Raw genomic sequence first — 23,508 nt, 5'->3', positions numbered from 1 at the left:
TCATGAGTGAACAAAAAACCATACGATTTATTATCACACGTCAAGATACAGCCGACAGCACGCCTTACGATGAAGAATTTGAGATTCCATACCGCCCGAATCTGAACGTCATTTCCGCTCTGATGGAAATCCGCCGGAATCCGGTTAATGTCAAAGGTGAGAAGACAACCCCTGTCACATGGGATATGAACTGTCTTGAGGAAGTATGCGGCGCATGTTCAATGGTCATAAACGGAAAACCCCGCCAGTCTTGCACGGCGCTTATCGACCAGCTTGAACAGCCGATCCGTTTAAAACCAATGAAAACATTCCCAGTTGTTCGTGATTTGCAGGTTGATCGCAGCAGAATGTTTGATTCATTGAAAAAAGTTAAAGCATGGATACCGATTGATGGTACGTACGATTTAGGACCGGGGCCGAGAATGCCGGAAAAACGCCGTCAATGGGCATATGAATTATCAAAATGCATGACATGCGGCGTCTGTCTCGAAGCTTGCCCGAATGTGAACAGCAAATCGAAGTTCATGGGGCCTGCACCGATGTCGCAGGTCCGCCTGTTTAACGCGCATCCGACAGGCGCTATGAATAAATCTGAACGATTAGAAGCATTAATGGATGAAGGCGGCCTTGCAGATTGCGGCAACTCGCAAAACTGTGTTCAATCCTGTCCGAAGGGGATTCCGCTTACCACTTCGATTGCAGCTTTGAATAGAGATACAAACTTACAAGCGTTCCGCAATTTCTTCGGAAGCGACAGAGTATAAGAAGAAAAAACCTCTTCCGCATGGGAGAGGTTTTTTTAAACAATAAGGAGATGAAAAAAGATGAAGCTTCCCGCTTATATTGATATGCCGTTTCAAGAGTGGAAAACATCCTTTTCTTTTTTTAATGAGGTATCCGTAAGATTTTCCGAGACAGACATGTTTGGGCATATGAATAATGTAACCCCTTTTATATATTTTGAGGAGGCGCGGATTTCTTATTTTAAACAGCTGAATATGATGAGTGAAAACAAACAGACCATGACAGTCGTGGCAAGCCAGCAATGCGATTATTTGCGCCAAGTCATGCCTTATGAAGAGTTGCGCATCTATGTGAAAACAAGCGCAGTCGGCAGTTCATCTCTTACCTTGCACTATCTCGGAGAGAACCTCGAAGGCGAACCCTGCTTCACCGGGGCGGTCGTGATGGTTCAAGTTTCAAAGGAAAGCGGCAAGGCTGTCAGCTGGACGGATGAGGAGAAAGAAACGCTTCTTCATACACGATAAACTAATTATCTTGTAAACGTCACCTCCTGCGCCCTTCTTACATATGATATCTCGACTATATCAAAACCCATTCGTTTCTGATTCGCTCTCACCTTAGCAAGGAGGGTTACAATACTTGAAGGAGAAAGAATTTCAATCGAAGCCGCTGCTAACGAAAAGAGAAAGAGAAGTGTTCGAATTGCTCGTTCAAGATAAGACAACAAAGGAGATTGCAAGCGAGCTATTTATCAGTGAGAAAACCGTTCGAAACCATATTTCAAATGCCATGCAGAAATTGGGTGTGAAAGGGCGTTCGCAAGCCGTTGTTGAGCTTCTTAGAATGGGTGAGCTAGAGCTTTAATCCTTGCCGGTATTCCTTCTTTTGGAAGGAGCCGGTTATTGCTGTTTGTTTGGAACATTCGAAACCATATTTGGAATGCTGTGCAAAACGTAGGCAAGTCATAAATTAAATTTTATTTCTTGATGTTGTTTGACTAAAGTCCTCTATTTCTCTCCTGCGAGTCTTGCATTTTCTTCAAAAAAGAAGGAAAATAGACACGGAACGCTTTTGTGCGTAAGAGATCCTTGAGTGAGGGATGGACAAATGACATCAAAACCTTTGGAGCATGTTGCGGATATTGAAAAGTCACTCCGCCACATTGCCGCGATCATTAAGCAAAAAGGACGAGAAATCCTTAATCAATATGCGATTACGCCGCCGCAATTTGTCGGCTTGCAATGGCTTTATGAATTAGGAGATATGACAATCGGTGAATTATCGGGCAAAATGTATCTGGCATGCAGCACGACAACGGACTTAATCGACCGCATGCAAAAAAATGAGCTTGTTGAGCGGGTCAAGGACCCGGCGGACAGACGTGTTGTCCGGATACATCTGCTGCCTGAAGGAGAACGGATTATCCAAGAGGTCATTACAAAAAGACAGGAATATCTGCGTGATATGTTCGAATCGTTTACAGATGAAGAAATAGCCATCTTCGAAAAATCTTTGATGAAACTGCAGCATGAAATGAAGAGAAAATGAGGCGATTTTGTTGGAACAACCAATAGGAGTCATTGATTCCGGGGTTGGCGGTTTAACCGTTGCGAAGGAAATCATGAGACAGCTACCTAAAGAAAATATTATCTACGTCGGGGATACGAAACGGTGTCCTTATGGGCCGCGCCCTGAAGAAGAGGTGCTTCAATATACGTGGGAGCTGACGAATTATTTACTCGAAAACCACCACATCAAAATGCTCGTGATCGCCTGTAATACAGCAACAGCGATCGCATTGGATGACATCCAGCGAAGCGTCGGTATACCGGTGGTCGGAGTGATCCAGCCTGGTGCGAGAGCAGCGATAAAAGTGACGGATAATCAGCATATCGGTGTCATCGGCACAGAGAATACGATTAAGAGCAATGCGTACGAAGAGGCGCTTTTGGCATTAAATCCTGATCTGAAGGTTGAAAACCTTGCCTGCCCGCTGCTTGTGCCTTTTGTGGAAAGCGGGAAGTTTCTTGACAAAACAGCAGACGAGATTGTCAAAACCTCGCTGTATCCGTTGAAAGATACATCGATTGATTCGCTGATTTTAGGCTGCACCCACTATCCCATTTTGAAAGAAGCCATTCAAAGATATATGGGAGAACACGTTAACATTATTTCGTCCGGCGATGAAACAGCCCGGGAAGTCAGCACGATTCTCTCGTATAAAGGGCTGCTGAACCAGTCTGCGAATGCCCCTGATCATCAGTTCTTGACAACAGGAGCGCGTGATCAGTTTGCGAAAATCGCAGACGATTGGTTTGGGCATGAGGTAGGCCAAGTGGAATGCATCTCACTGCAAGAACCGATTAGAAGATAGTTTTCCCCGCAACGGTATGTTGCGGGTTTTTTTCTGTTTTGCCGGAATTCTTCGGTCTATTTCCTAAAGAGGCTCGTATACATAATAGTACAAACATCCTTAGGAGGGAAAAGTATGCTGAAAAAAGGACCTGCAGTCATTGGTGCCACTTGTCTCACCTCTGCCTTGCTTTTATCCGGATGCGGTTTGTTTCAATCTGATAAGGCAGCCGAGGAAATTGATCCGCCTCAAGACGTTACATTCGTGAACGATGAAGCGGGTGCCAATTCAAATACAACAGCAGCCAAAAAAACAGAAAGTGAAAAAAGCGATACCGCAAAAGCGGATCAAGCCTCATCTACTGTTATGAGGGAGCTTTATCTCATTGATAAAAACGGGTATGTTGTTGCGCAAACGCTGCCTCTCCCTAAAAGTGAGAGCACAGCTAAGCAGGCGCTTGAATACCTCGTACAGGGCGGGCCTGTGTCTGAAATTCTTCCGAATGGCTTCAGAGCTGTATTGCCGGCTGACACCACCGTTAACGTTGACATCAAAAAAGATGGAACCGCGATAGCTGATTTCTCTAATGAGTTCAAAAATTATAAGAAAGAAGACGAACAGAAAATCGTTCAGTCTGTAACGTGGACGCTGACGCAATTTAGTTCGATAGATAAAGTGAAGCTGAGAATAAACGGGCATGAACTGAAGGAGATGCCTGTAGGAGGGACGCCGATCTCAGATGATTTAAGCCGCAAAGACGGCATTAATTTGGAAACAGCCGGTGTAAATGATCTCACTGCTACCCATCCGCTGACAGTCTACTATTTGGCGGAAAATGAAGACAGTGAATACTACGTGCCGGTGACCAAACGAATCGACAATTCGGAAAAAGACGACGTTACGGCAGCCATCAATGAATTGGCTAAAGGTCCAAGCAAGGTGAGCGGGCTGTTAACAGACTTCAGTGAAGATGTAAAGCTGGTCAGCAAACCAAAAATCAAAGACGGGCGCGTGACGTTGGATTTCAATCAATCTATATTCGGCAGCGCCGATGAGAAGACGAAAATGATTTCTTCAGAAGTGCTGAACAGCATTGTGCTCACGTTAACGGAGCAGCCGGATATAAAAGGCGTGTCTGTTAAAGTGAACGGAAAATCAGAGCTGGTAAATGAAAAAGGCGAAAAGCTCACAGAACCGGTCTCCAGACCATCTCAAGTGAATACGGGTAGTTTTTAAATTGGGATTTTTGATATACTAGAAAGAAAGAGGTTAGCGTTCCGGCTGCCTCTTTCTTTATTCAATTCCGGGACAAAAATGGTTTATGTACATACAATCGGAGGTAAAACATGAGACATGACGGAAGACAACACGATGAGCTGCGTCCAATCACATTCGATTTGGATTTTATCAGCCATCCGGAAGGTTCTGTTCTAATAACAGCAGGGAATACAAAGGTAATCTGCAACGCGTCTGTTGAGGACCGCGTACCGCCGTTTTTGCGGGGCGGAGGGAAAGGCTGGATTACAGCAGAGTACAGCATGCTGCCGCGGGCAACAAACCAAAGAACAATCAGAGAATCTTCTAAGGGGAAAATTTCCGGCAGAACAATGGAGATCCAACGCCTGATCGGCCGCGCGCTTCGAGCTGTTGTAGATCTGGAAAAGCTCGGTGAACGGACGATTTGGATTGACTGTGATGTTATTCAAGCTGATGGAGGAACTAGAACAGCTTCCATTACAGGCGCATTTCTTGCTATGGCGATTGCGATTGGCAAGCTGATCAAAGCAGGAACAATCAAGACAAATCCGATCACTGATTTTCTTGCTGCAATCTCTGTTGGAATTGATAAGGAACAGGGAATTTTGTTAGATTTAAATTATGAAGAAGATTCCTCGGCTGAAGTTGACATGAATGTCATCATGACAGGCAGCGGCCGTTTTGTGGAACTGCAGGGAACCGGGGAAGAGGCGACTTTTTCAAGAGAGGATCTGAACGGTCTTCTGGGTCTTGCGGAAAAAGGAATTCAAGAGCTGATTGACAAGCAAAAAGAAGTGCTGGGTGATTCTCTGCCAGAACTGAAATAAAGACAGAAAGGCTTGATCATCATGAAAGAAGCAATTATTGCGACACATAATCCGGGAAAAGTGAAGGAATTCAAAGAAATTCTTGAGCCAAGAGGCTATGATGTCAAATCTTTAGCTGAAATTGGATTCACAGAAGAAATTGAAGAAACAGGCCATACATTTGAAGAAAATGCCATTCTGAAAGCGGAAGCTGTTGCCAAAGCAGTGAACAAAATGGTGATTGCGGACGACTCCGGTCTATCCATCGATAATCTTGGCGGCAGACCCGGGGTTTATTCAGCCCGCTATGCAGGGGAACAGAAAGACGACCAGGCAAATATCGAAAAAGTGCTCAGCGAGCTGAAAGGTATCGAAAAAGAACAGCGCACCGCCCGTTTCCGATGCGCACTGGCCGTGAGTATTCCCGGAGAGGAAACAAAAACAGTCGAAGGCCATGTTGAAGGGTATATTGCCGAAGAACCGAGAGGAGAATATGGCTTTGGCTATGACCCAATCTTTATCGTGAAAGATAAAGATAAGACAATGGCTGAACTGACAAGTGATGAAAAAAATAAAATCAGCCATAGGGCTGACGCGCTTAAAAAGCTGTCTAAGCTTTTGGAGGCATAAGGAGGAAGCTTGTACATGAACGTGCTGATTATCAGTGACAGCCATGGGCTTGAAGAAGAACTCCAAACCATTGCGAAACGGCATGAGGCAGAAGTTGATCTCATGATTCATTGCGGGGACTCTGAGCTTGAAACGAAGCATCCTGCATTGGAGCCTTATGCGGTTGTAAAAGGCAATTGCGATTTTGCCGGCGATTTTAAGGACGAGCTTCTACTGACTGCCGGTTCAAGAAAAATACTGGTCACACACGGCCACCTTCACGGTATAAAACAGACCTTGTTAAACGTATACTATCGTGCAGAGGAGCTCGGAGCGGATGTTATCTGCTTCGGGCATTCGCACATCGCGGGAAGCGAAGTGCTGCGCGGAAAACTGATGATTAACCCAGGCAGCATCCGGCTTCCGAGGGTGCGCAGGACAGAAAGCTATGCTATACTGACATTAGAAAATGATGCTGCGACAGTCCGTTTTTACGACCAAGCAGGCAATGAAATTGAGGATCTGCAAAACCGAGTCACACTATGAAAATGTCATGAGGAAGAAAATTTTCTTCCTCATGAAAAAAATTCTAAAAAACCGTTGACTTATTGTTGCATCCCATATATAATAAATCTTGTCGCTGATAGTTAAAGCGAAAACAAAAAACAAAACGTGTCCCAGTAGCTCAGCTGGATAGAGCAACGGCCTTCTAAGCCGTCGGTCGGGAGTTCGAATCTCTCCTGGGACGTACCAAAAGAAAAACCTCAAATCCATTTAGGATTTGAGGTTTTTTGTTGTCGTCTTATGATTTTCATTTGTTATTTAACGGATCATCATCCAAGCCGTCAACTTTTCCTTCTTTATTCAGACGAGGTTCTTCTTTTTTCACAGTTTCAGAAATATGTTCATTTTCTTCAACAGTGCGTTTGCCGACAACCACTTCATCAGTTACAACCGGTTTTTTAGTCACTTCAAGCTTTTCCTCAACGATTGGAACTCTAATCTCTTCCGAATCGTTGACGGGAGCAGCGTCCGTTTTATTTTCATCCACTGGACGGCGTTCGACATAAATTTCATCATGTCTCACAGGAATGTCCATATCTCTTTTTTCTGTTTTCACTTCTTTTCCTATTTCTACTTCGCCGGTTTGAACGTCTTCCTTATCGACCTTCAGCTGTTCTTCCCGGAGCGGCATCGTTTTTTCTTCTTTCGTTGTATAATCCAATTCATTTGTGCTTGAAAAGCCGCCTGAAAGGGCATTGCCATTATCAATAGGAGCAATTACATCTGCATCTGTATCGACAGCTACCAGAAGTTTTCCGTCATCCAAATCTTCTTGATATTTGTCTATTTCATCAGTTTTAATATCCAAGTCGGATAATGCTTTGCTGTGTGTAGCAGTATCATCCATTGTGAAATAATCTTTCAGTTTATCGAAAAAAGATTCAGATTCGTCCTGATGTGCATCGATAGCTTGATTGACTTCTGTTCCTGTACGTGACTCCAAATAATCTGTATCTCGCCGGCTTGTCACAACAGAAATGTCATCAGAATCATAGCCTTTTGTGAGTAAGCCTTCAATCGCTGCAATGGTTTCCTGCGGAGTTTCATATACACCAACTATACTTTTCATATCAATCTCCTCCTTTATGAATTTGCATGATGTCGTTCATGTCGTTTGTAATTCCCGCTGTTCTTTGAATTAAACAAAATTGAAAACATTGGCGTGTATCATAAAGGTGAAAAATGTGTGAATATAAAAAAAGATAGATAAGACAGACCTTCCCCTGCACTTATCTATCCTTATAAAGCCGTCTCACAATTCCTTCGTCATAAACACACTGTTTGGATCTTCAACATAGTCTGCAAACGGTTTACAGTACTGAAAATCGAAGCTTTCATACAATTTTCTTGCCGGCTCAAATGAAGCCTTTGAACCTGTTTCTAAGCTTAACCGCTCATAGCCTCGCTTCTCAGCTTCTTCAATGATGTGCTGGAGAACTTGTTTGGCAACGCCTTTTCTTAAATGTGATACAGATGTTCGCATTGATTTGATTTCTCCATGCCGGGTGTCCAGTTCTTTTAGCGCTCCGCAACCGGCTAGTTCATCACCTTCCCATGCACTCCAAAATGTTATTCCAGGCCCTCTTAGTTTCTCTAAACCTAAGGCATGGATGCTTTCCGGCGGGGACATAAGCGTCATGCTATGTAAATGCTCATTCACCAGTGAAACCACCTGATGTCCAGTTAAATCGTCTATTTTTATATGCAATTTTATTCCTCCTCGAAAACTTACGGGTTGTGCAGAATATCGTTCAATTCATCTTAATCATATTCCATCCTGTTTCCAAATATAAAGACAGAAAATGTGACTGTATTTGTGAAGTCGTTTTAAAACAATAAAAGGACCGCAATAGATGTTCGGCCCTTGTGGTATTCTTTAATATCTAAAGCCTCCGTGTACGCCTGGCGCCCCGCTGAATCCGCCGGCATGTATCGCTGGAGCACTTAAGCTGCCGCCATGGCCGCTAAAGCCTGCACCTGAAAATTGCTGTCCGTAAAATCCTGAAGCGTATGGGAATGAGGAGTACATTCCAGAGGGAGTGGTTAACGGGCTGTATGCCTGACTGAACGGCTGTCCGTATCCGTAGCCTCCAAATGGCTGCTGGCTTTGCTGGTAGAAGGCAGGGGTAGCAGGATAATACTGCTGCGGAAAGTTGGGGAAGCTTGGAAAGCCCGCAGGAAATCCTTGCATGTCTGCAAATGATTTATTCATCGTATCACCTTTTCTTTGCAAGATACCATTAATGTATGCCGGGGAATAATAGGGGTGCCTATCCGAAATTGCAAGATGATCTGTCAGACTCAATCCATATACGAACCATAGTGTGTTATAAAATCTTACATGTTTATATAAAATTAAATAATTCTGGTTTATTCTTGATAGATTAATAAAAAAATTATAAAAACTTTTAACATTTGCAATTCCTTTTGTACCAATAATGAAAGCGTATACAATATAGTTTGATTAATCGAAATTGTCTAATAATTTTAAAAAATGCTGTTGACACTGCGTCCAAAGCGGCGTAATATGAGTTCAACAAAAGATAAACGCAAGCTTCACAAGCGAAAATCATCGCAGTATGATTCTAAAAAAATGAAAAACAAACGACCTTCTTGAACAGCTGGAAAGCCGTTCCGAAGGCTGAATATGAAAAGCGCAGATGAGGATAAGTAGCCTTGATAAAGTTTTCCACAGAGAACCGGGTTAGCTGAGAACCGGCGAAGCTTTACAAGGTGAACTCGCCTCAGAGTGCCAGTCTGAAATGACAGTAGGACTTGGCCGGGTGAACTTGATTCACTCGTTACTAAAGCGGATAGAAATATCCATGAGACGGCCGATTAACAGGCCGTAAACAAGGGTGGTACCGCGGAAAGAAAAGCCTTTTCGCCCCTTTTAGCTATCGCAGTTACTGCGCGGCTGATTGTGGGCGGAAGGGCTTTTTTTATTGAATAATCAGCTATAAAGCTAATAAAAGATTGATCTTTAAAGGATGAAAATCCAAAAGGAGGAACTAAAATGGGGACTAATGTACAGGTGGATTCAGCATCTGCCGAATGTACACAGACGATGAGCGGAGCATTAATGCTGATTGAATCATTAAAAAAAGAGAAAGTAGAAATGATCTTCGGTTATCCGGGCGGGGCTGTGCTTCCGATTTACGATAAGCTATACAATTCAGGGTTGGTACATATCCTTCCCCGTCACGAACAAGGAGCAATTCATGCAGCGGAGGGATACGCAAGGGTCTCCGGAAAACCGGGTGTCGTCATTGCCACGTCAGGGCCGGGAGCGACAAACCTTGTTACAGGTCTTGCTGATGCCATGATTGATTCATTGCCGTTAGTTGTCTTTACAGGGCAGGTAGCAACCTCTGTAATCGGGAGCGATGCATTTCAGGAAGCAGACATTTTAGGGATTACGATGCCAGTAACAAAACACAGCTACCAGGTTCGCCAGCCGGAAGATCTGCCGCGCATCATTAAAGAAGCGTTCCATATTGCAACAACTGGAAGACCCGGACCTGTATTGATTGATATTCCGAAAGATGTAGCAACGATTGAAGGAGAATTCAGCTACGATCATGAGATGAATCTCCCGGGATACCAGCCGACAACAGAGCCGAATTATTTGCAGATCCGCAAGCTTGTGGAAGCCGTGAGCAGTGCGAAAAAACCGGTGATCCTGGCGGGTGCGGGCGTACTGCACGGAAAAGCGTCAGAAGAATTAAAAAATTATGCTGAACAGCAGCAAATCCCTGTGGCACACACCCTTTTGGGGCTCGGAGGCTTCCCGGCTGACCATCCGCTTTTCCTGGGGATGGCGGGAATGCACGGTACTTATACAGCCAATATGGCCCTTCATGAATGTGATCTATTAATCAGTATCGGCGCCCGTTTTGATGACCGTGTCACAGGAAACCTGAAACACTTTGCCAGAAACGCAAAGATTGCCCACATCGATATTGATCCAGCTGAAATCGGAAAAATCATGAAAACACAGATTCCTGTAGTCGGAGACAGCAAAATTGTCCTGCAGGAGCTGATCAAACAAGACGGCAAACAAAGCGATTCAAGCGAATGGAAAAAACAGCTCGCCGAATGGAAAGAAGAGTATCCGCTCTGGTATGTAGATAATGAAGAAGAAGGTTTTAAACCTCAGAAATTGATTGAATATATTCATCAATTTACAAAAGGAGAGGCCATTGTCGCAACGGATGTAGGCCAGCATCAAATGTGGTCAGCGCAATTTTATCCGTTCCAAAAAGCAGATAAATGGGTCACGTCAGGCGGACTTGGAACGATGGGATTCGGTCTTCCGGCGGCGATCGGCGCACAGCTGGCCGAAAAAGATGCTACTGTTGTCGCGGTTGTCGGAGACGGCGGATTCCAAATGACGCTTCAAGAACTCGATGTTATTCGCGAATTAAATCTTCCGGTCAAGGTAGTGATTTTAAATAACGCTTGTCTCGGAATGGTCAGACAGTGGCAGGAAATTTTCTATGAAGAACGTTATTCAGAATCTAAATTCGCTTCTCAGCCTGACTTCGTCAAATTGTCCGAAGCATACGGCATTAAAGGCATCAGAATTTCATCAGAAGCGGAAGCAAAGGAAAAGCTGGAAGAGGCATTAACATCAAGAGAACCTGTTGTCATTGACGTGCGGGTTGCCAGCGAAGAAAAAGTATTCCCGATGGTGGCTCCGGGGAAAGGGCTGCATGAAATGGTGGGGGTGAAACCTTGAAAAGAATTATCACATTGACTGTGGTGAACCGCTCCGGGGTGTTAAACCGGATCACCGGTCTATTCACAAAAAGGCATTACAACATTGAAAGCATTACAGTTGGACACACAGAAACAGCCGGCGTTTCCAGAATCACCTTCGTCGTTCACGTTGAAGGAGAAAATGATGTTGAACAGTTAACGAAACAGCTCAACAAACAGATTGATGTGCTGAAAGTCACAGACATCACAAATCAATCGATTGTCCAGAGGGAGCTGGCTTTAATCAAGGTTGTCTCCGCACCTTCAACAAGAACAGAGATTAATGGAATCATAGAACCGTTTAGAGCCTCTGTCGTTGATGTTAGCAGAGACAGCATCGTTGTTCAGGTGACAGGTGAATCTAACAAAATTGAAGCGCTTATTGAATTATTAAAACCTTATGGCATTAAAGAAATCGCGAGAACAGGTACAACGGCTTTTGCGAGGGGAACCCAGCAAAAGGCGTCATCCAATAAAACAATATCTATTGTATAAAACATAACAAGGGAGAGATTAAAATGGTAAAAGTATATTATAACGGTGATATCAAAGAGAACGTATTGGCTGGAAAAACAGTAGCGGTTATCGGGTACGGTTCGCAAGGCCACGCACATGCCCTGAACCTTAAAGAAAGCGGAGTAGACGTGATCGTCGGTGTTAGACAAGGAAAATCTTTCACTCAAGCCCAAGAAGACGGACATAAAGTATTTTCAGTAAAAGAAGCGGCAGCCCAAGCCGAAATCATCATGGTTCTGCTTCCGGATGAGCAGCAGCAAAAAGTATACGAAGCTGAAATCAAAGATGAATTGACAGCAGGAAAATCATTAGTATTTGCTCATGGATTTAACGTGCATTTCCATCAAATTGTTCCTCCGGCGGATGTAGATGTATTCTTAGTGGCCCCTAAAGGCCCGGGACACTTGGTAAGAAGAACATATGAGCAAGGAGCTGGCGTACCTGCATTGTTCGCAATCTATCAAGATGTGACTGGAGAAGCAAGAGACAAAGCCCTCGCTTATGCTAAAGGAATTGGCGGCGCAAGAGCTGGCGTATTAGAAACGACATTTAAAGAAGAAACAGAAACAGATTTGTTCGGTGAGCAAGCAGTTCTTTGCGGCGGATTAAGCGCGCTTGTCAAAGCCGGATTTGAAACATTAACTGAAGCAGGTTATCAGCCTGAACTTGCATACTTCGAGTGCCTTCATGAGCTGAAATTAATCGTAGACCTTATGTACGAAGAAGGACTTGCAGGAATGAGATATTCAATCTCTGACACAGCACAGTGGGGAGATTTCGTATCAGGTCCTCGCGTTGTGGACGCTAAAGTAAAAGAATCTATGAAAGAAGTATTAAAAGATATCCAAAACGGTACATTCGCAAAAGAGTGGATCGTCGAAAACCAAGTAAACCGTCCTCGTTTCAACGCTATCAATGCAAGCGAGAACGAACATCAAATCGAAGTAGTGGGAAGAAAGCTTCGTGAAATGATGCCGTTTGTGAAACAAGGCAAGAAGAAGGAAGCGGTGGTCTCCGTTGCGCAAAATTAATTTTTTCGATACGACGCTTCGTGATGGTGAACAGTCCCCTGGAGTGAACTTGAATACACAGGAGAAACTTGCCATAGCTAAGCAGCTCGAAAGACTCGGGGCAGATATCATTGAAGCGGGATTTCCCGCTTCGTCCCGAGGTGACTTTTTAGCTGTTCAGGAAATCGCAAGAACCATTAAAAATTGTTCAGTAACTGGTCTGGCCCGTTGTGTAAAAGGTGATATTGATGCTGCTTGGGAAGCGTTAAAAGAAGGTTCTCACCCGAGAATTCATGTTTTTATCGCCACATCGGACATTCATTTGAAGCACAAGCTGAAAATGACACGTGAGCAAGTGATAGAAAGAGCAGTTGGAATGGTGAAATACGCAAAAGAACGTTTTCCGATTGTGCAATGGTCAGCTGAAGATGCCTGCCGCACTGAACTGCCGTTTCTAGCAGAAATCGTCGAGAAAGTGATTGACGCAGGCGCCAGTGTTATCAATCTTCCGGACACTGTCGGCTACCTGGCCCCGGCGGAATACGGAAATATCTTTAAATATATGAAAGAAAACGTTCCGAACATTCACAAAGCAAAGCTTTCAGCCCACTGTCATGATGATTTGGGAATGGCAGTCGCAAACTCTCTTGCTGCGATTGAAAATGGCGCTGATCAAATCGAATGCGCTGTGAACGGGATCGGTGAAAGAGCCGGAAACGCGGCATTAGAGGAAATTGCTGTAGCCCTTCATACCAGAAAAGATTTCTACCAAGTCGAAACAGGTATTACACTGAACGAGATTAAGAGAACAAGTGATTTAGTAAGCAAACTGACAGGCATGGCTGTCCCGCGCAACAAAGCGGTTGTTGGAGATAATGCATTTGCTCATGAATCAGGCATCCATCAGGACGGCTTTTTAAAGGAAAAATCGACTTATGAAATTATTTCACCGGAGCTTGTCGGCGTAACCGCAGATGCGCTTGTCCTAGGTAAACATTCCGGACGCCACGCATTTAAAGACCGGCTGACTGCTTTAGGATTCCAATTTGACAGTGAAGAGATTAATAAATTCTTTACGATGTTCAAAGAGTTGACTGAGAAGAAAAAAGAAATCACTGATGAGGATCTTGTTTCTCTTATTTTAGAAGAAAAAGTAACAGATCGCAAGATTGGGTATGAATTTCTTTCTCTGCAAGTACATTACGGAACAAGTCAGGTCCCTACGGCTACTCTTTCGTTGAAAAATCAAGAAAACGCAGAGCTTATTCAGGAAGCTGCAACTGGAGCTGGAAGTGTGGAAGCAATCTACAATACGCTTGAGCGCTGCATCGATAAGGACGTGGAGCTCTTAGACTACCGCATTCAGTCTAACAGAAAAGGCGAAGATGCATTTGCCCAGGTGTATGTAAGAGTTTTGGTGAACGGAAAAGAATCAGCAGGTCGGGGCATAGCGCAAGACGTATTAGAAGCATCAGCGAAAGCCTATTTGAACGCAGTCAACCGTCAATTGGTTTTCCAGTCGAATATGAGCGGATTGAAAAACCACACAGCTGTCGGATCATAAAAGAAAGGAGAACGGTTAACTTGAAGAAACGTATTGCTCTATTGCCCGGAGACGGGATCGGCCCTGAAGTATTAGAATCAGCGACAGACGTACTGAAAAGTGTTGCCGAACGCTTTAACCATGAATTTGAATTTGAATATGGCCTGATTGGAGGGGCGGCTATTGATGAACATCATAACCCCCTCCCGGAGGAAACCGTTGCTGCTTGTAAAAATGCAGACGCGATATTGCTTGGCGCTGTCGGCGGACCGAAATGGGATCAAAATCCTTCGGAACTGAGACCGGAAAAAGGGCTGCTCAGCATCAGAAAACAGCTTGATTTGTTTGCGAATTTACGGCCTGTGAAGGTATTTGAAAGCCTTTCTGACGCTTCGCCTTTGAAAAAAGAATATATAGATAATGTTGATTTCGTTATCGTTCGTGAACTCACAGGCGGCTTGTATTTCGGCCAGCCGAGCAAACGCTATGTAAACACTGAAGGTGAGCAGGAAGCAGTAGATACACTGTTTTATAAGCGAACGGAAATTGAACGAGTGATCAGAGAGGGCTTCAAAATGGCGGCAGCCAGAAAAGGCAAAGTGACCTCTGTAGATAAAGCGAATGTTCTTGAATCAAGCCGGCTGTGGCGTGAAGTGGCTGAGGACGTTGCGAAAGAATTTCCTGATGTGAAGCTTGAGCACATGCTTGTGGATAACGCGGCCATGCAGCTAATCTATGCACCGAATCAATTTGATGTCGTTGTGACTGAAAATATGTTCGGTGATATTTTAAGCGATGAAGCGTCCATGCTTACAGGCTCGCTCGGAATGCTCCCGTCAGCCAGCCTATCAAGCTCTGGTCTTCATCTGTTTGAACCTGTTCATGGCTCCGCGCCTGATATTGCTGGTAAAGGGATGGCAAATCCGTTCGCAGCCATATTGTCAGCGGCAATGCTTTTGAGGACATCTTTCGGGCTTGAAGAGGAAGCGAAAGCTGTAGAAGATGCGGTAAACAAAGTCTTGGCTTCCGGAAAAAGAACAAGAGACTTGGCACGGGGTGAAGAGTTCAGCAGCACTCAGGCCATTACAGAGGAAGTTAAGGCAGCAATCATGAGTGAAAATACAATGTCTAATGTGTGACAGCTTACGTTAAGCGGTCTTAGCTCTAGGTAGAGGGAGGAAATAAAAGATGATGCCTCGAACAATCATCGAAAAGATTTGGGATCAGCATATTGTAAAACATGGTGAGGGAAAGCCGGATCTTCTATATATTGATTTGCACCTCATTCATGAGGTGACGTCTCCTCAGGCATTTGAAGGCTTGAGACAAAAGGGAAGAAAGGTCAGAAGACCCCAAAATACATTTGCGACAATGGACCACAACATCCCGACTGTCAATCGTTTTGAGATAAAGGATGAAGTTGCGAAACGCCAGGTAACGGCGCTTGAAAGAAACTGTGAGGAATTTGGCGTGCGCCTTGCCGATCTTCACAGTGTGGATCAAGGGATTGTCCATGTCGTCGGCCCTGAACTGGGCTTAACGCTTCCAGGGAAAACGATTGTGTGCGGTGACAGTCATACATCAACACATGGCGCTTTCGGCGCTCTTGCATTTGGAATCGGGACGAGTGAAGTTGAACATGTCCTTTCCACACAGACACTTTGGCAGCAGCGTCCAAAAACACTTGAAGTGCGCGTAGATGGAACGCTGCAAAAAGGGGTAACGGCAAAGGATGTCATCCTTGCTGTCATCGGCAAATACGGTGTGAAATTCGGCACAGGCTACGTCATTGAATACACTGGGGAAGTATTCAGAAATATGACGATGGATGAACGAATGACTGTTTGTAACATGTCAATTGAAGCAGGAGCAAGAGCAGGTTTGATTGCACCTGACGAGGTGACGTTTGAATATTGCAAAAATCGCAAGTACACGCCAAAAGGCGAAGAATTTGACAAGGCCGTAGAGGAATGGAAGGCGCTGCGCACAGACCCGGGCGCTGTTTATGATAAATCTATCGTCCTTGACGGCAACAAAATTTCCCCTATGGTGACATGGGGCATTAACCCGGGAATGGTTCTTCCTGTCGATTCTGAAGTTCCTGCGCCGGAAAGCTTTTCTGCAGAAGATGATAAAAAAGAAGCGATTCGCGCTTATGAATATATGGGACTGACTCCTCATCAGAAAATTGAAGACATTAAAGTGGAGCACGTATTTATCGGTTCCTGCACAAATTCCCGCATGACTGACCTTCGACAGGCTGCTGACATGATCAAAGGGAAGAAGGTAGCTGACAGCGTAAGGGCCATCGTCGTGCCCGGATCCCAAAGCGTGAAGCTTCAGGCTGAAAAAGAAGGGCTTGACCAAATTTTCTTGGAAGCTGGATTTGAATGGAGAGAGTCAGGCTGCAGCATGTGTTTGAGTATGAATAATGATGTTGTTCCTGAGGGAGAGCGCTGTGCATCAACCTCTAACCGCAACTTCGAGGGCAGACAAGGAAAAGGTGCAAGAACACATCTCGTCAGCCCGGCAATGGCTGCGATGGCTGCCATTCACGGACACTTCGTTGATGTCAGAAAGTTTTATCAGGAAAAAACAGTTGTGTAAGGAGTGCGCGAGATGGAACCTTTGAAATCACATACGGGGAAAGCAGCCGTATTAAATCGGATCAATGTGGATACAGACCAGATTATTCCTAAGCAATTTTTGAAGAGGATTGAAAGAACAGGCTACGGGCGTTTTGCATTCTTTGACTGGAGATATGATGCGAATGGTGAACCGAACCCTGAATTTGAATTAAACCAGCCTGTTTATCAAGGAGCTTCCATTTTAATAGCAGGAGAAAACTTCGGCTGCGGGTCATCGCGTGAACATGCTCCGTGGGCACTTGATGATTATGGGTTTAAAATTATCATTGCGCCGTCATTTGCTGATATTTTTCATCAGAACTGCTTTAAAAACGGCATGCTTCCGATCCGCATGCCATATGACAATTGGAAACAGCTTGTCGGCCAGTATGAAAACAAGTCATTGCAAATGACTGTTGACCTTGAAAAGCAGCTGATTCATGACAGTGAAGGCAATCAAATTTCATTTGAAGTTGATCCGCATTGGAAAGAGATGCTGATTAACGGATATGATGAAATTTCCTTAACGCTGCTGCTGGAGGATGACATCAAGCAATTTGAATCACAAAGAAGCTCTTGGCTTCAAGCCTGAAAAAGCGGCCGGTATTTGTCCGGCGGCTTTTTTTGCCTGGTGAAACCTTTCATTTCTTGTGTTTGTTCACAGGTGTTGATACACTTGAACAAAATAAATGCCTGAAAGGAATATAGGTATGACGCATGACAAGAAAAACGCAAAAATTATTCCTTTTCCTCATCTGAAAGACCGCCTTGTGGAAAAAGGGATGTCATCACTCAAGGAAAAAAAGTATCAAGAAGCGCTTGAACTGTTTTCAGAAGCGATGAAATATGATGATACTGAATCCGATCTTCACTTAGGGATGGCCATCTGCTTTTTAGAGCTGGGCGAGCTGGAAGAGGCAGAAAGCGTGTGCGAGAAGATGCTCAAAGAAGGTTATGGCCATTATTTTACGGTTTTGCAGGTGTACATGACCATCTTAATTCAGCTCAAAAAGTACGAAGAAGTCAAAAGCACCATTGAAGCCGTTTTGGAAGAAAATCAGCTGCCGGCAGAAAGCGCCGAGCAATTTTATAAGCTGCTGGATTTCAGCCGGAAAATGACCGATCCGGATCGTGAGGACGAGGCTTGGGCCGAAGAATATGAGGATACAATTGACACCGAGAAAGTGCTGGCAAGCCCTGAGGAGCAAATGAATCTCATTCATTCCTTAAAAGACCGTAACGTAGCAAAGTATACAGGATTGCTCAAAACAATCCTCCAAGACCCCTCAGCCCATCCGATTATCAAAACGATGATTGTCATGCTGTTGGCTGAGCATGAGTACAGTAAACCTGTACACATTAGCAAATTTGGCGAGTCGTTGACAATTGAACCGTCTGAGATTGTTCCGCCTGATGCCGCCCCGATTCTGCACCGTGTTCTCAGGGTGCTGGATGAGACACTTGGAAATGAAAATCCAACCTTATATGCAGCAGTAGAAGAATTGTGGAGAAGACATTTGTACGTTTTATATCCGTTCCAGCCGAAATTGCTGTCGGCTGACCTTTGGGCGGCTGCCCTTCATAAAGTCGGTTACGAGATGCACGGGATTGAAATTGAAAGCGAAGAACTTCATATGATGTATGAATTTACCGACAGAGAACTCGATGAAGCTTGCACAATGTTAAAAGATATTGAAGAAATTTCTTATTTGTAAATCGCGCCATATAGTTGAAAGCGCTATGTGTTATGTTATAATATAGTGGTTGTATTTGTGTATAACGGGTTATAAGAAATACGGTTGGACAGGCTTTGCAGTTCATTATTAACATCTATACATAATGATTCTGATCTTTGGCAGCTTTGTTTTTGTTGGACGAAGCCGAATGATTGCTTTAGAATGGAAGACCGACACAACCTGAATAGATTTTTGGAGGGAAACACATGTCTGTAAAATGGGAAAAACAAGAAGGCAACGAAGGCGTTTTAACGGTTGAAGTTGATGCTGAAACGTTTAAAACAGCACTTGATGATGCATTTAAAAAAGTAGTAAAACAAGTTTCAATTCCTGGATTCCGTAAAGGTAAAATTCCTCGCGGATTATTCGAACAGCGCTTTGGCGTAGAAGCTCTTTACCAAGATGCTTTGGATATTCTTCTTCCTGTAGAATACCCTAAAGCGGTTGAAGAAGCTGGAATCGAGCCTGTAGACCGTCCTGAAATCGACGTTGAAAAAATCGAAAAAGGCGAAAGCTTAATCTTCACTGCGAAAGTAACAGTAAAACCTGAAGTGAAGCTTGGCGAATACAAAGGCCTGGGCATTGAAAAAGACGACACAACTGTAACTGACGAAGATGTTCAAAACGAACTAAAAGCCCTTCAAGAGCGTCAAGCTGAGCTTGTTGTAAAAGAAGAAGGCGCCGTTGAAGAAGGAAACACAGTTGTTCTGGATTTCGAAGGATTCGTTGACGGCGAAGCATTCGAAGGCGGAAAGGCTGAAAACTACTCTCTTGAAGTAGGATCTGGCTCATTCATCCCTGGCTTCGAAGATCAATTAGTTGGCCTTGAAGCAGGTGCTGAGAAGGATGTTGAAGTGACATTCCCTGAGGAGTACCACGCTGAAGATCTTGCAGGCAAACCAGCTGTGTTCAAAGTGAAAATTCACGAAATCAAAGCGAAAGAGCTTCCTGAGCTTGACGATGAATTCGCAAAAGATATCGATGAAGAAGTGGAAACACTCGCTGAATTAACTGAAAAAACTAAGAAACGTTTAGAAGAAGCGAAAGAAAACGAAGCTGACGCTAAATTGCGTGAAGAGCTTGTTCTGAAAGCTTCTGAAAATGCTGAAATCGATGTTCCGCAAGCAATGGTCGACACTGAGCTTGACCGCATGCTGAAAGAATTCGAACAGCGTCTGCAAATGCAAGGCATGAACCTTGAGCTTTACACTCAATTCTCAGGCCAAGATGAAGCTGCGCTTAAAGAGCAAATGAAAGAAGATGCTGAAAAACGCGTAAAATCTAACCTGACTCTTGAGGCGATTGCGAAAGCGGAAAACCTTGAAGTATCAGATGAGGAAGTTGATGCTGAGCTTACTAAAATGGCTGAAGCATACAACATGCCTGTTGAAAATATTAAACAAGCCATCGGTTCTACTGACGCGATGAAAGAAGATTTAAAAGTTCGCAAAGCAATTGATTTTCTTGTAGAAAACCGTTAATATGGTGCATAATAATAGTACTAATAAAACAGGGCGCGAATCATTCGTGCCTTGTTTTGTACAATTATGAGTTATCTCTTTTTCTTGGGGCAATATAGTTAATGCAGGGCAGTTTTTTGTCATACATATAGAATGTGCAAGTCAGAAACACATTGTTACCGTCTTTTTGGAAAGTATGGTAAAATGCAATACATACTCGTTCGTTTCAAGAATCATTTTCTTTTGCTCTGCCGGTAAAAGAAAAAGTGAGACAAGATTAAGGGGTGAAAGAATGTTTAAATTTAACGAGGAAAAAGGACAATTAAAATGCTCGTTCTGTGGAAAAACACAAGATCAGGTTCGTAAGCTTGTAGCTGGACCTGGTGTATATATATGTGACGAATGTATCGAACTCTGCACTGAAATTGTAGAGGAAGAACTCGGAACAGAAGAAGAAGTAGAATTTAAAGACGTACCAAAGCCTCAGGAAATTCGCGAAATTTTGAATGAATATGTCATCGGCCAAGATCAAGCGAAGAAATCACTTGCTGTTGCTGTGTATAACCACTATAAGCGCATTAACTCTAACAGCAAAGTTGATGATGTTGAGCTTTCAAAAAGTAATATTTCATTAATCGGCCCTACGGGAAGCGGTAAAACCCTTCTGGCGCAAACATTGGCTCGCATTTTAAATGTGCCGTTTGCGATTGCAGACGCTACATCTTTGACTGAAGCTGGATACGTGGGTGAAGATGTAGAGAATATTCTCTTGAAGCTCATCCAAGCTGCTGATTATGATGTGGAAAAAGCCGAAAAAGGCATTATCTATATTGATGAAATCGATAAAGTGGCTAGAAAATCTGAAAACCCGTCTATCACACGTGATGTGTCAGGTGAGGGTGTACAGCAGGCATTGCTTAAAATTCTTGAGGGTACAGTGGCAAGCGTGCCGCCTCAAGGTGGACGTAAGCATCCTCATCAAGAATTCATTCAAATTGACACAACAAATATTTTGTTCATTTGCGGCGGAGCTTTCGATGGTATCGAACAAATCATCAAACGCCGTTTAGGCCAAAAAGTGATTGGATTCGGTGCCGACAATAAAGCTGCTGATCTTGAGAAAGAAGATCTTCTTTCAAAAGTGCTTCCTGAAGATTTGCTCCGTTTCGGGTTAATTCCTGAATTTATCGGACGTCTTCCGGTTATTGCAAGCCTTGAAAAGCTTGACGAAGAAGCATTGGTTGCGATCTTAACAAAACCGAAAAACGCTCTTGTTAAGCAATTCAAGAAAATGCTTGAGCTTGATAACGTTGAGCTTGAGTTTGAAGAAGAAGCGCTTTCTGAAATTGCTAAAAAAGCAATTGAACGCAAGACTGGAGCACGCGGACTCCGTTCTATCATTGAAGGCATCATGCTTGATGTGATGTTTGAGCTGCCTTCTCGTGATGACATTGAAAAATGTGTAATTACCGGGGCAACTGTGACACACGGAGAGCCTCCTCGCCTCTTATTAAAAGACGGCACTGAGGTAAGCCAAGATAAAACATCTGCATAAAGATAAGCACGAACCTCCTGAGTGGTAACACTCAGGAGGTTTTTTTGCATGCAACTCTTCCGGAAAAACGTTTATTCCCGTCTTCTATGGGAGATACTAGCAATCAGAGGAATGAATTGGATACATAAATTGTTTTTCAGGAGGGACCACCATGAGTTGGACAGGGATCGCGTTATTTATTCAGCTGTTTTTTGGGATCATCATCGGTTTGTATTTTTGGAATTTGCTTAAAAATCAAAGGACACAAAAGGTCACGATAGATAAAGAATCAAAGAAGGAAATGGAGCAGCTTCGGAAAATGCGCGCTATTAGCTTGTCCGAGCCATTATCTGAGAAGGTCCGCCCCAAAAGCTTTCAAGATATCGTCGGACAGGAAGACGGCATTAAAGCATTAAAGGCTGCTTTATGCGGGCCAAATCCTCAGCATGTGATTGTCTATGGGCCACCGGGAGTTGGGAAAACGGCTGCTGCGCGGCTTGTGTTGGAAGAAGCAAAAAAACATAAACAATCACCGTTTAAAGAGCAGGCTGTTTTTGTGGAACTCGATGCGACAACAGCCCGTTTTGATGAAAGAGGAATTGCCGATCCGCTCATCGGCTCTGTTCATGACCCGATATACCAAGGGGCCGGAGCGATGGGACAGGCTGGGATTCCGCAGCCGAAGCAGGGAGCTGTCACCCATGCCCATGGCGGTGTGCTGTTTATTGATGAAATAGGGGAGCTGCATCCTATTCAAATGAATAAAATGCTGAAGGTGCTTGAGGACAGAAAAGTCTTTTTAGACAGTGCGTATTACAGTGAGGAAAATACACAAATTCCGAATCATATTCATGATATTTTTCAAAATGGGCTGCCGGCTGATTTTCGCTTGATTGGCGCGACCACGAGAATGCCAAACGAAATTCCGCCAGCTATCAGGTCCCGCTGTTTGGAGGTTTTTTTCCGCGAGCTTGAAAAGGACGAGCTGAAAACGGTTGCCAAAACAGCAGCGGATAAAATTGAAAAAAATATCTCCGAAGAAGGACTGGATCTTTTGACCAGCTACACGCGGAACGGGCGGGAAGCCGTCAATATGATTCAAATCGCAGCGGGGATGGCTGTAACGGAGAATCGGAAAGACATTACGATTGAGGATATTGAATGGGTCATTCACTCCAGTCAGCTTACTCCGAAGCACGAGCAAAAAATCGGTGTTGAACCACAGGTTGGCATTGTAAATGGGCTTGCAGTCTATGGGCCTAACAGCGGATCGCTTCTGGAAATCGAAGTAAGTGTAACCGCGGCTCAAGATAAAGGATCAATTAACATCACAGGAATAGCTGAAGAAGAAAGCATCGGCAGCCAATCAAAATCGATCAGGCGAAAAAGCATGGCGAAGGGTTCGGTTGAAAATGTATTAACCGTGCTCCGGACAATGGGAATGAAGCCTTCTGATTATGATATTCACATCAATTTCCCAGGAGGGATTCCGATTGATGGGCCGTCAGCAGGCATTGCGATGGCGGCGGGGATTTTCTCGGCGATACACAAAATTCCTATTGACAATACCGTTGCGATGACGGGCGAAATCAGCCTGAACGGTCTTGTGAAACCCATCGGAGGCGTCATTCCGAAAATAAAAGCGGCCAAGCAGTCCGGTGCGAAAAAGGTGATTATCCCATATGAAAATCAGCAGGCCATCTTAAAGCAGATTGACGGGATCGAGATTATTGCAGTGAAGACGTTCCAAGAAGTGCTTGATGAAATTTTAGTGAATCCGCCAACGGAACAAAAACCGTTTCATATTGAAATCAATAAAGAATCTGTTTAAACCCTATTTTGATAATAGGGTTTTTTTCATGAAGGACATCTTTTCCTTTTTCATATCAGAAAGAAAGGGTATACTACGAGGAGACTGTTTTATAGAAAATGGAACCATGCCGTTTATTGTACAAGGATGAAAAAGTTGTATTATAATGGTTCATACT

Annotated in this window: 23 protein-coding genes, 1 tRNA gene and 1 other annotated feature; of the genes, 21 read left to right on the top strand and 3 right to left on the bottom strand. The window is 43.9% G+C overall.

Annotated elements, in window-relative coordinates:
• Window positions 1–2: 2 nt before the first annotated feature.
• From sdhB to NSQ16_RS14340, 10 genes are all read left to right on the top strand, one after another.
• Entirely contained in the window at window positions 3–764 is a 762-nt protein-coding gene (gene sdhB, locus NSQ16_RS14385; RefSeq protein ID WP_003229569.1) for a succinate dehydrogenase iron-sulfur subunit, read from the top strand.
• A gap of 60 nt (window positions 765–824) precedes the next feature.
• Window positions 825–1,268 carry a thioesterase family protein gene (locus NSQ16_RS14380; protein WP_077671534.1) on the top strand — a complete coding sequence of 148 codons (444 nt, stop codon included), beginning with the start codon at window positions 825–827 and terminating at the stop codon, window positions 1,266–1,268.
• A gap of 115 nt (window positions 1,269–1,383) precedes the next feature.
• On the top strand, window positions 1,384–1,608 hold the full coding sequence (gerE, locus tag NSQ16_RS14375) for a spore germination transcription factor GerE (RefSeq protein ID WP_003184172.1): 225 nt from the start codon (window positions 1,384–1,386) through the stop codon (window positions 1,606–1,608).
• 243 nt (window positions 1,609–1,851) lie between these two features.
• The gene (locus tag NSQ16_RS14370; RefSeq protein WP_003229573.1) at window positions 1,852–2,292 is read left to right on the top strand and encodes a MarR family transcriptional regulator; all 441 of its coding nucleotides are present in this window, start codon (window positions 1,852–1,854) and stop codon (window positions 2,290–2,292) included.
• A gap of 7 nt (window positions 2,293–2,299) precedes the next feature.
• Complete coding sequence (gene racE, locus NSQ16_RS14365; RefSeq protein WP_230488313.1) at window positions 2,300–3,118, top strand: glutamate racemase; 819 nt, start codon at window positions 2,300–2,302, stop codon at window positions 3,116–3,118.
• Window positions 3,119–3,232: 114 nt separating this feature from the next.
• Complete coding sequence (gene gerM, locus NSQ16_RS14360; protein ID WP_015251522.1) at window positions 3,233–4,333, top strand: spore germination protein GerM; 1,101 nt, start codon at window positions 3,233–3,235, stop codon at window positions 4,331–4,333.
• 110 nt (window positions 4,334–4,443) lie between these two features.
• Window positions 4,444–5,181, top strand: a complete 738-nt coding sequence (rph, locus tag NSQ16_RS14355) for a ribonuclease PH (protein WP_003246039.1) — start codon at window positions 4,444–4,446, stop codon at window positions 5,179–5,181.
• Window positions 5,182–5,193: 12 nt separating this feature from the next.
• Window positions 5,194–5,790 (top strand): XTP/dITP diphosphatase, encoded by a 597-nt coding sequence (locus tag NSQ16_RS14350; protein ID WP_015251523.1) that lies wholly within the window; start codon window positions 5,194–5,196, stop codon window positions 5,788–5,790.
• A 15-nt stretch (window positions 5,791–5,805) separates the two neighbouring features.
• The gene (locus NSQ16_RS14345; RefSeq protein ID WP_015714472.1) at window positions 5,806–6,315 is read left to right on the top strand and encodes a metallophosphoesterase; all 510 of its coding nucleotides are present in this window, start codon (window positions 5,806–5,808) and stop codon (window positions 6,313–6,315) included.
• A gap of 128 nt (window positions 6,316–6,443) precedes the next feature.
• A tRNA-Arg gene (locus tag NSQ16_RS14340) sits at window positions 6,444–6,517 on the top strand.
• Between the two features lie 63 nt (window positions 6,518–6,580).
• On the opposite strand, the gene NSQ16_RS14335 is transcribed toward NSQ16_RS14340, so the two are convergent.
• The 3 genes from NSQ16_RS14335 to cotQ form a co-directional block, all read right to left on the bottom strand.
• Window positions 6,581–7,402 (bottom strand): YsnF/AvaK domain-containing protein, encoded by an 822-nt coding sequence (locus NSQ16_RS14335; RefSeq protein ID WP_003229586.1) that lies wholly within the window; start codon window positions 7,400–7,402, stop codon window positions 6,581–6,583.
• Window positions 7,403–7,585: 183 nt separating this feature from the next.
• Window positions 7,586–8,041: a GNAT family N-acetyltransferase gene (locus NSQ16_RS14330; RefSeq protein ID WP_015714471.1), complete on the bottom strand. Its 456-nt coding sequence runs from the start codon at window positions 8,039–8,041 to the stop codon at window positions 7,586–7,588.
• A gap of 168 nt (window positions 8,042–8,209) precedes the next feature.
• A complete protein-coding gene (gene cotQ / locus NSQ16_RS14325; RefSeq protein ID WP_015714470.1) occupies window positions 8,210–8,545 on the bottom strand; it encodes an inner spore coat protein CotQ in 336 nt (111 codons plus the stop codon).
• A 436-nt stretch (window positions 8,546–8,981) separates the two neighbouring features.
• Window positions 8,982–9,228 (top strand) — a binding site (T-box leader).
• A 121-nt stretch (window positions 9,229–9,349) separates the two neighbouring features.
• Between cotQ and ilvB the strand changes: the two genes are divergently transcribed.
• The 11 genes from ilvB to lonB all read left to right on the top strand — a co-directional run bounded on the left by ilvB (window position 9,350) and on the right by lonB (window position 23,351).
• The gene (gene ilvB, locus NSQ16_RS14320) at window positions 9,350–11,074 is read left to right on the top strand and encodes an acetolactate synthase large subunit (protein ID WP_004398643.1); all 1,725 of its coding nucleotides are present in this window, start codon (window positions 9,350–9,352) and stop codon (window positions 11,072–11,074) included.
• Window positions 11,071–11,589: an acetolactate synthase small subunit gene (gene ilvN, locus NSQ16_RS14315; protein ID WP_004399096.1), complete on the top strand. Its 519-nt coding sequence runs from the start codon at window positions 11,071–11,073 to the stop codon at window positions 11,587–11,589. Before ilvB ends, ilvN begins: the two co-directional genes overlap by 4 nt.
• Before the next feature lie 23 nt (window positions 11,590–11,612).
• Window positions 11,613–12,641, top strand: coding sequence for a ketol-acid reductoisomerase (ilvC, locus tag NSQ16_RS14310; RefSeq protein WP_003222549.1), 1,029 nt, complete (start codon window positions 11,613–11,615; stop codon window positions 12,639–12,641).
• Complete coding sequence (locus NSQ16_RS14305) at window positions 12,628–14,184, top strand: 2-isopropylmalate synthase (protein WP_015714469.1); 1,557 nt, start codon at window positions 12,628–12,630, stop codon at window positions 14,182–14,184. The genes ilvC and NSQ16_RS14305 overlap by 14 nt, the downstream gene beginning before the upstream one ends.
• A gap of 20 nt (window positions 14,185–14,204) precedes the next feature.
• Window positions 14,205–15,302 carry a 3-isopropylmalate dehydrogenase gene (leuB, locus tag NSQ16_RS14300; RefSeq protein WP_015714468.1) on the top strand — a complete coding sequence of 366 codons (1,098 nt, stop codon included), beginning with the start codon at window positions 14,205–14,207 and terminating at the stop codon, window positions 15,300–15,302.
• 49 nt (window positions 15,303–15,351) lie between these two features.
• Complete coding sequence (gene leuC, locus NSQ16_RS14295; protein ID WP_003229604.1) at window positions 15,352–16,770, top strand: 3-isopropylmalate dehydratase large subunit; 1,419 nt, start codon at window positions 15,352–15,354, stop codon at window positions 16,768–16,770.
• Between the two features lie 12 nt (window positions 16,771–16,782).
• Window positions 16,783–17,382, top strand: a complete 600-nt coding sequence (gene leuD, locus NSQ16_RS14290; protein WP_015714467.1) for a 3-isopropylmalate dehydratase small subunit — start codon at window positions 16,783–16,785, stop codon at window positions 17,380–17,382.
• A gap of 118 nt (window positions 17,383–17,500) precedes the next feature.
• Entirely contained in the window at window positions 17,501–18,505 is a 1,005-nt protein-coding gene (gene ddcA, locus NSQ16_RS14285; RefSeq protein WP_003229609.1) for a DNA damage checkpoint antagonist DdcA, read from the top strand.
• A gap of 227 nt (window positions 18,506–18,732) precedes the next feature.
• Window positions 18,733–20,007 (top strand): trigger factor, encoded by a 1,275-nt coding sequence (gene tig / locus NSQ16_RS14280; RefSeq protein WP_003229611.1) that lies wholly within the window; start codon window positions 18,733–18,735, stop codon window positions 20,005–20,007.
• A gap of 271 nt (window positions 20,008–20,278) precedes the next feature.
• A complete protein-coding gene (gene clpX / locus NSQ16_RS14275; protein WP_003229613.1) occupies window positions 20,279–21,541 on the top strand; it encodes an ATP-dependent protease ATP-binding subunit ClpX in 1,263 nt (420 codons plus the stop codon).
• 151 nt (window positions 21,542–21,692) lie between these two features.
• Window positions 21,693–23,351: an ATP-dependent protease LonB gene (gene lonB / locus NSQ16_RS14270; RefSeq protein WP_014477564.1), complete on the top strand. Its 1,659-nt coding sequence runs from the start codon at window positions 21,693–21,695 to the stop codon at window positions 23,349–23,351.
• The last annotated feature ends 157 nt before the right edge of the window (window positions 23,352–23,508 follow it).

It is taken from the genome of Bacillus sp. PS108 (genome assembly GCF_037963335.1).
GTDB lineage: Bacteria > Bacillota > Bacilli > Bacillales > Bacillaceae > Bacillus > Bacillus subtilis.
The sequence above is the reverse complement of the archived record's forward strand: the minus strand, read 5'-3'. Positions and strand labels throughout refer to the sequence as shown.

Excerpts from the sequence above, each read along its gene's own strand:
- NSQ16_RS14370 (WP_003229573.1), top strand. The coding sequence starts at position 1,852 with ATGACATCAAAACCTTTGGAGCATGTTGCGGATATTGAAAAGTCACTC.
- gerM (WP_015251522.1), top strand. The coding sequence starts at position 3,233 with ATGCTGAAAAAAGGACCTGCAGTCATTGGTGCCACTTGTCTCACCTCT.
- cotQ (WP_015714470.1), bottom strand. The coding sequence starts at position 8,545 with ATGAATAAATCATTTGCAGACATGCAAGGATTTCCTGCGGGCTTTCCA.
- ilvC (WP_003222549.1), top strand. The coding sequence starts at position 11,613 with ATGGTAAAAGTATATTATAACGGTGATATCAAAGAGAACGTATTGGCT.
- NSQ16_RS14380 (WP_077671534.1), top strand. The coding sequence starts at position 825 with ATGAAGCTTCCCGCTTATATTGATATGCCGTTTCAAGAGTGGAAAACA.
- leuD (WP_015714467.1), top strand. The coding sequence starts at position 16,783 with ATGGAACCTTTGAAATCACATACGGGGAAAGCAGCCGTATTAAATCGG.
- ilvB (WP_004398643.1), top strand. The coding sequence starts at position 9,350 with ATGGGGACTAATGTACAGGTGGATTCAGCATCTGCCGAATGTACACAG.
- NSQ16_RS14345 (WP_015714472.1), top strand. The coding sequence starts at position 5,806 with ATGAACGTGCTGATTATCAGTGACAGCCATGGGCTTGAAGAAGAACTC.
- lonB (WP_014477564.1), top strand. The coding sequence starts at position 21,693 with ATGAGTTGGACAGGGATCGCGTTATTTATTCAGCTGTTTTTTGGGATC.
- rph (WP_003246039.1), top strand. The coding sequence starts at position 4,444 with ATGAGACATGACGGAAGACAACACGATGAGCTGCGTCCAATCACATTC.
- leuC (WP_003229604.1), top strand. The coding sequence starts at position 15,352 with ATGATGCCTCGAACAATCATCGAAAAGATTTGGGATCAGCATATTGTA.
- NSQ16_RS14335 (WP_003229586.1), bottom strand. The coding sequence starts at position 7,402 with ATGAAAAGTATAGTTGGTGTATATGAAACTCCGCAGGAAACCATTGCA.
- tig (WP_003229611.1), top strand. The coding sequence starts at position 18,733 with ATGTCTGTAAAATGGGAAAAACAAGAAGGCAACGAAGGCGTTTTAACG.
- ddcA (WP_003229609.1), top strand. The coding sequence starts at position 17,501 with ATGACGCATGACAAGAAAAACGCAAAAATTATTCCTTTTCCTCATCTG.
- clpX (WP_003229613.1), top strand. The coding sequence starts at position 20,279 with ATGTTTAAATTTAACGAGGAAAAAGGACAATTAAAATGCTCGTTCTGT.
- sdhB (WP_003229569.1), top strand. The coding sequence starts at position 3 with ATGAGTGAACAAAAAACCATACGATTTATTATCACACGTCAAGATACA.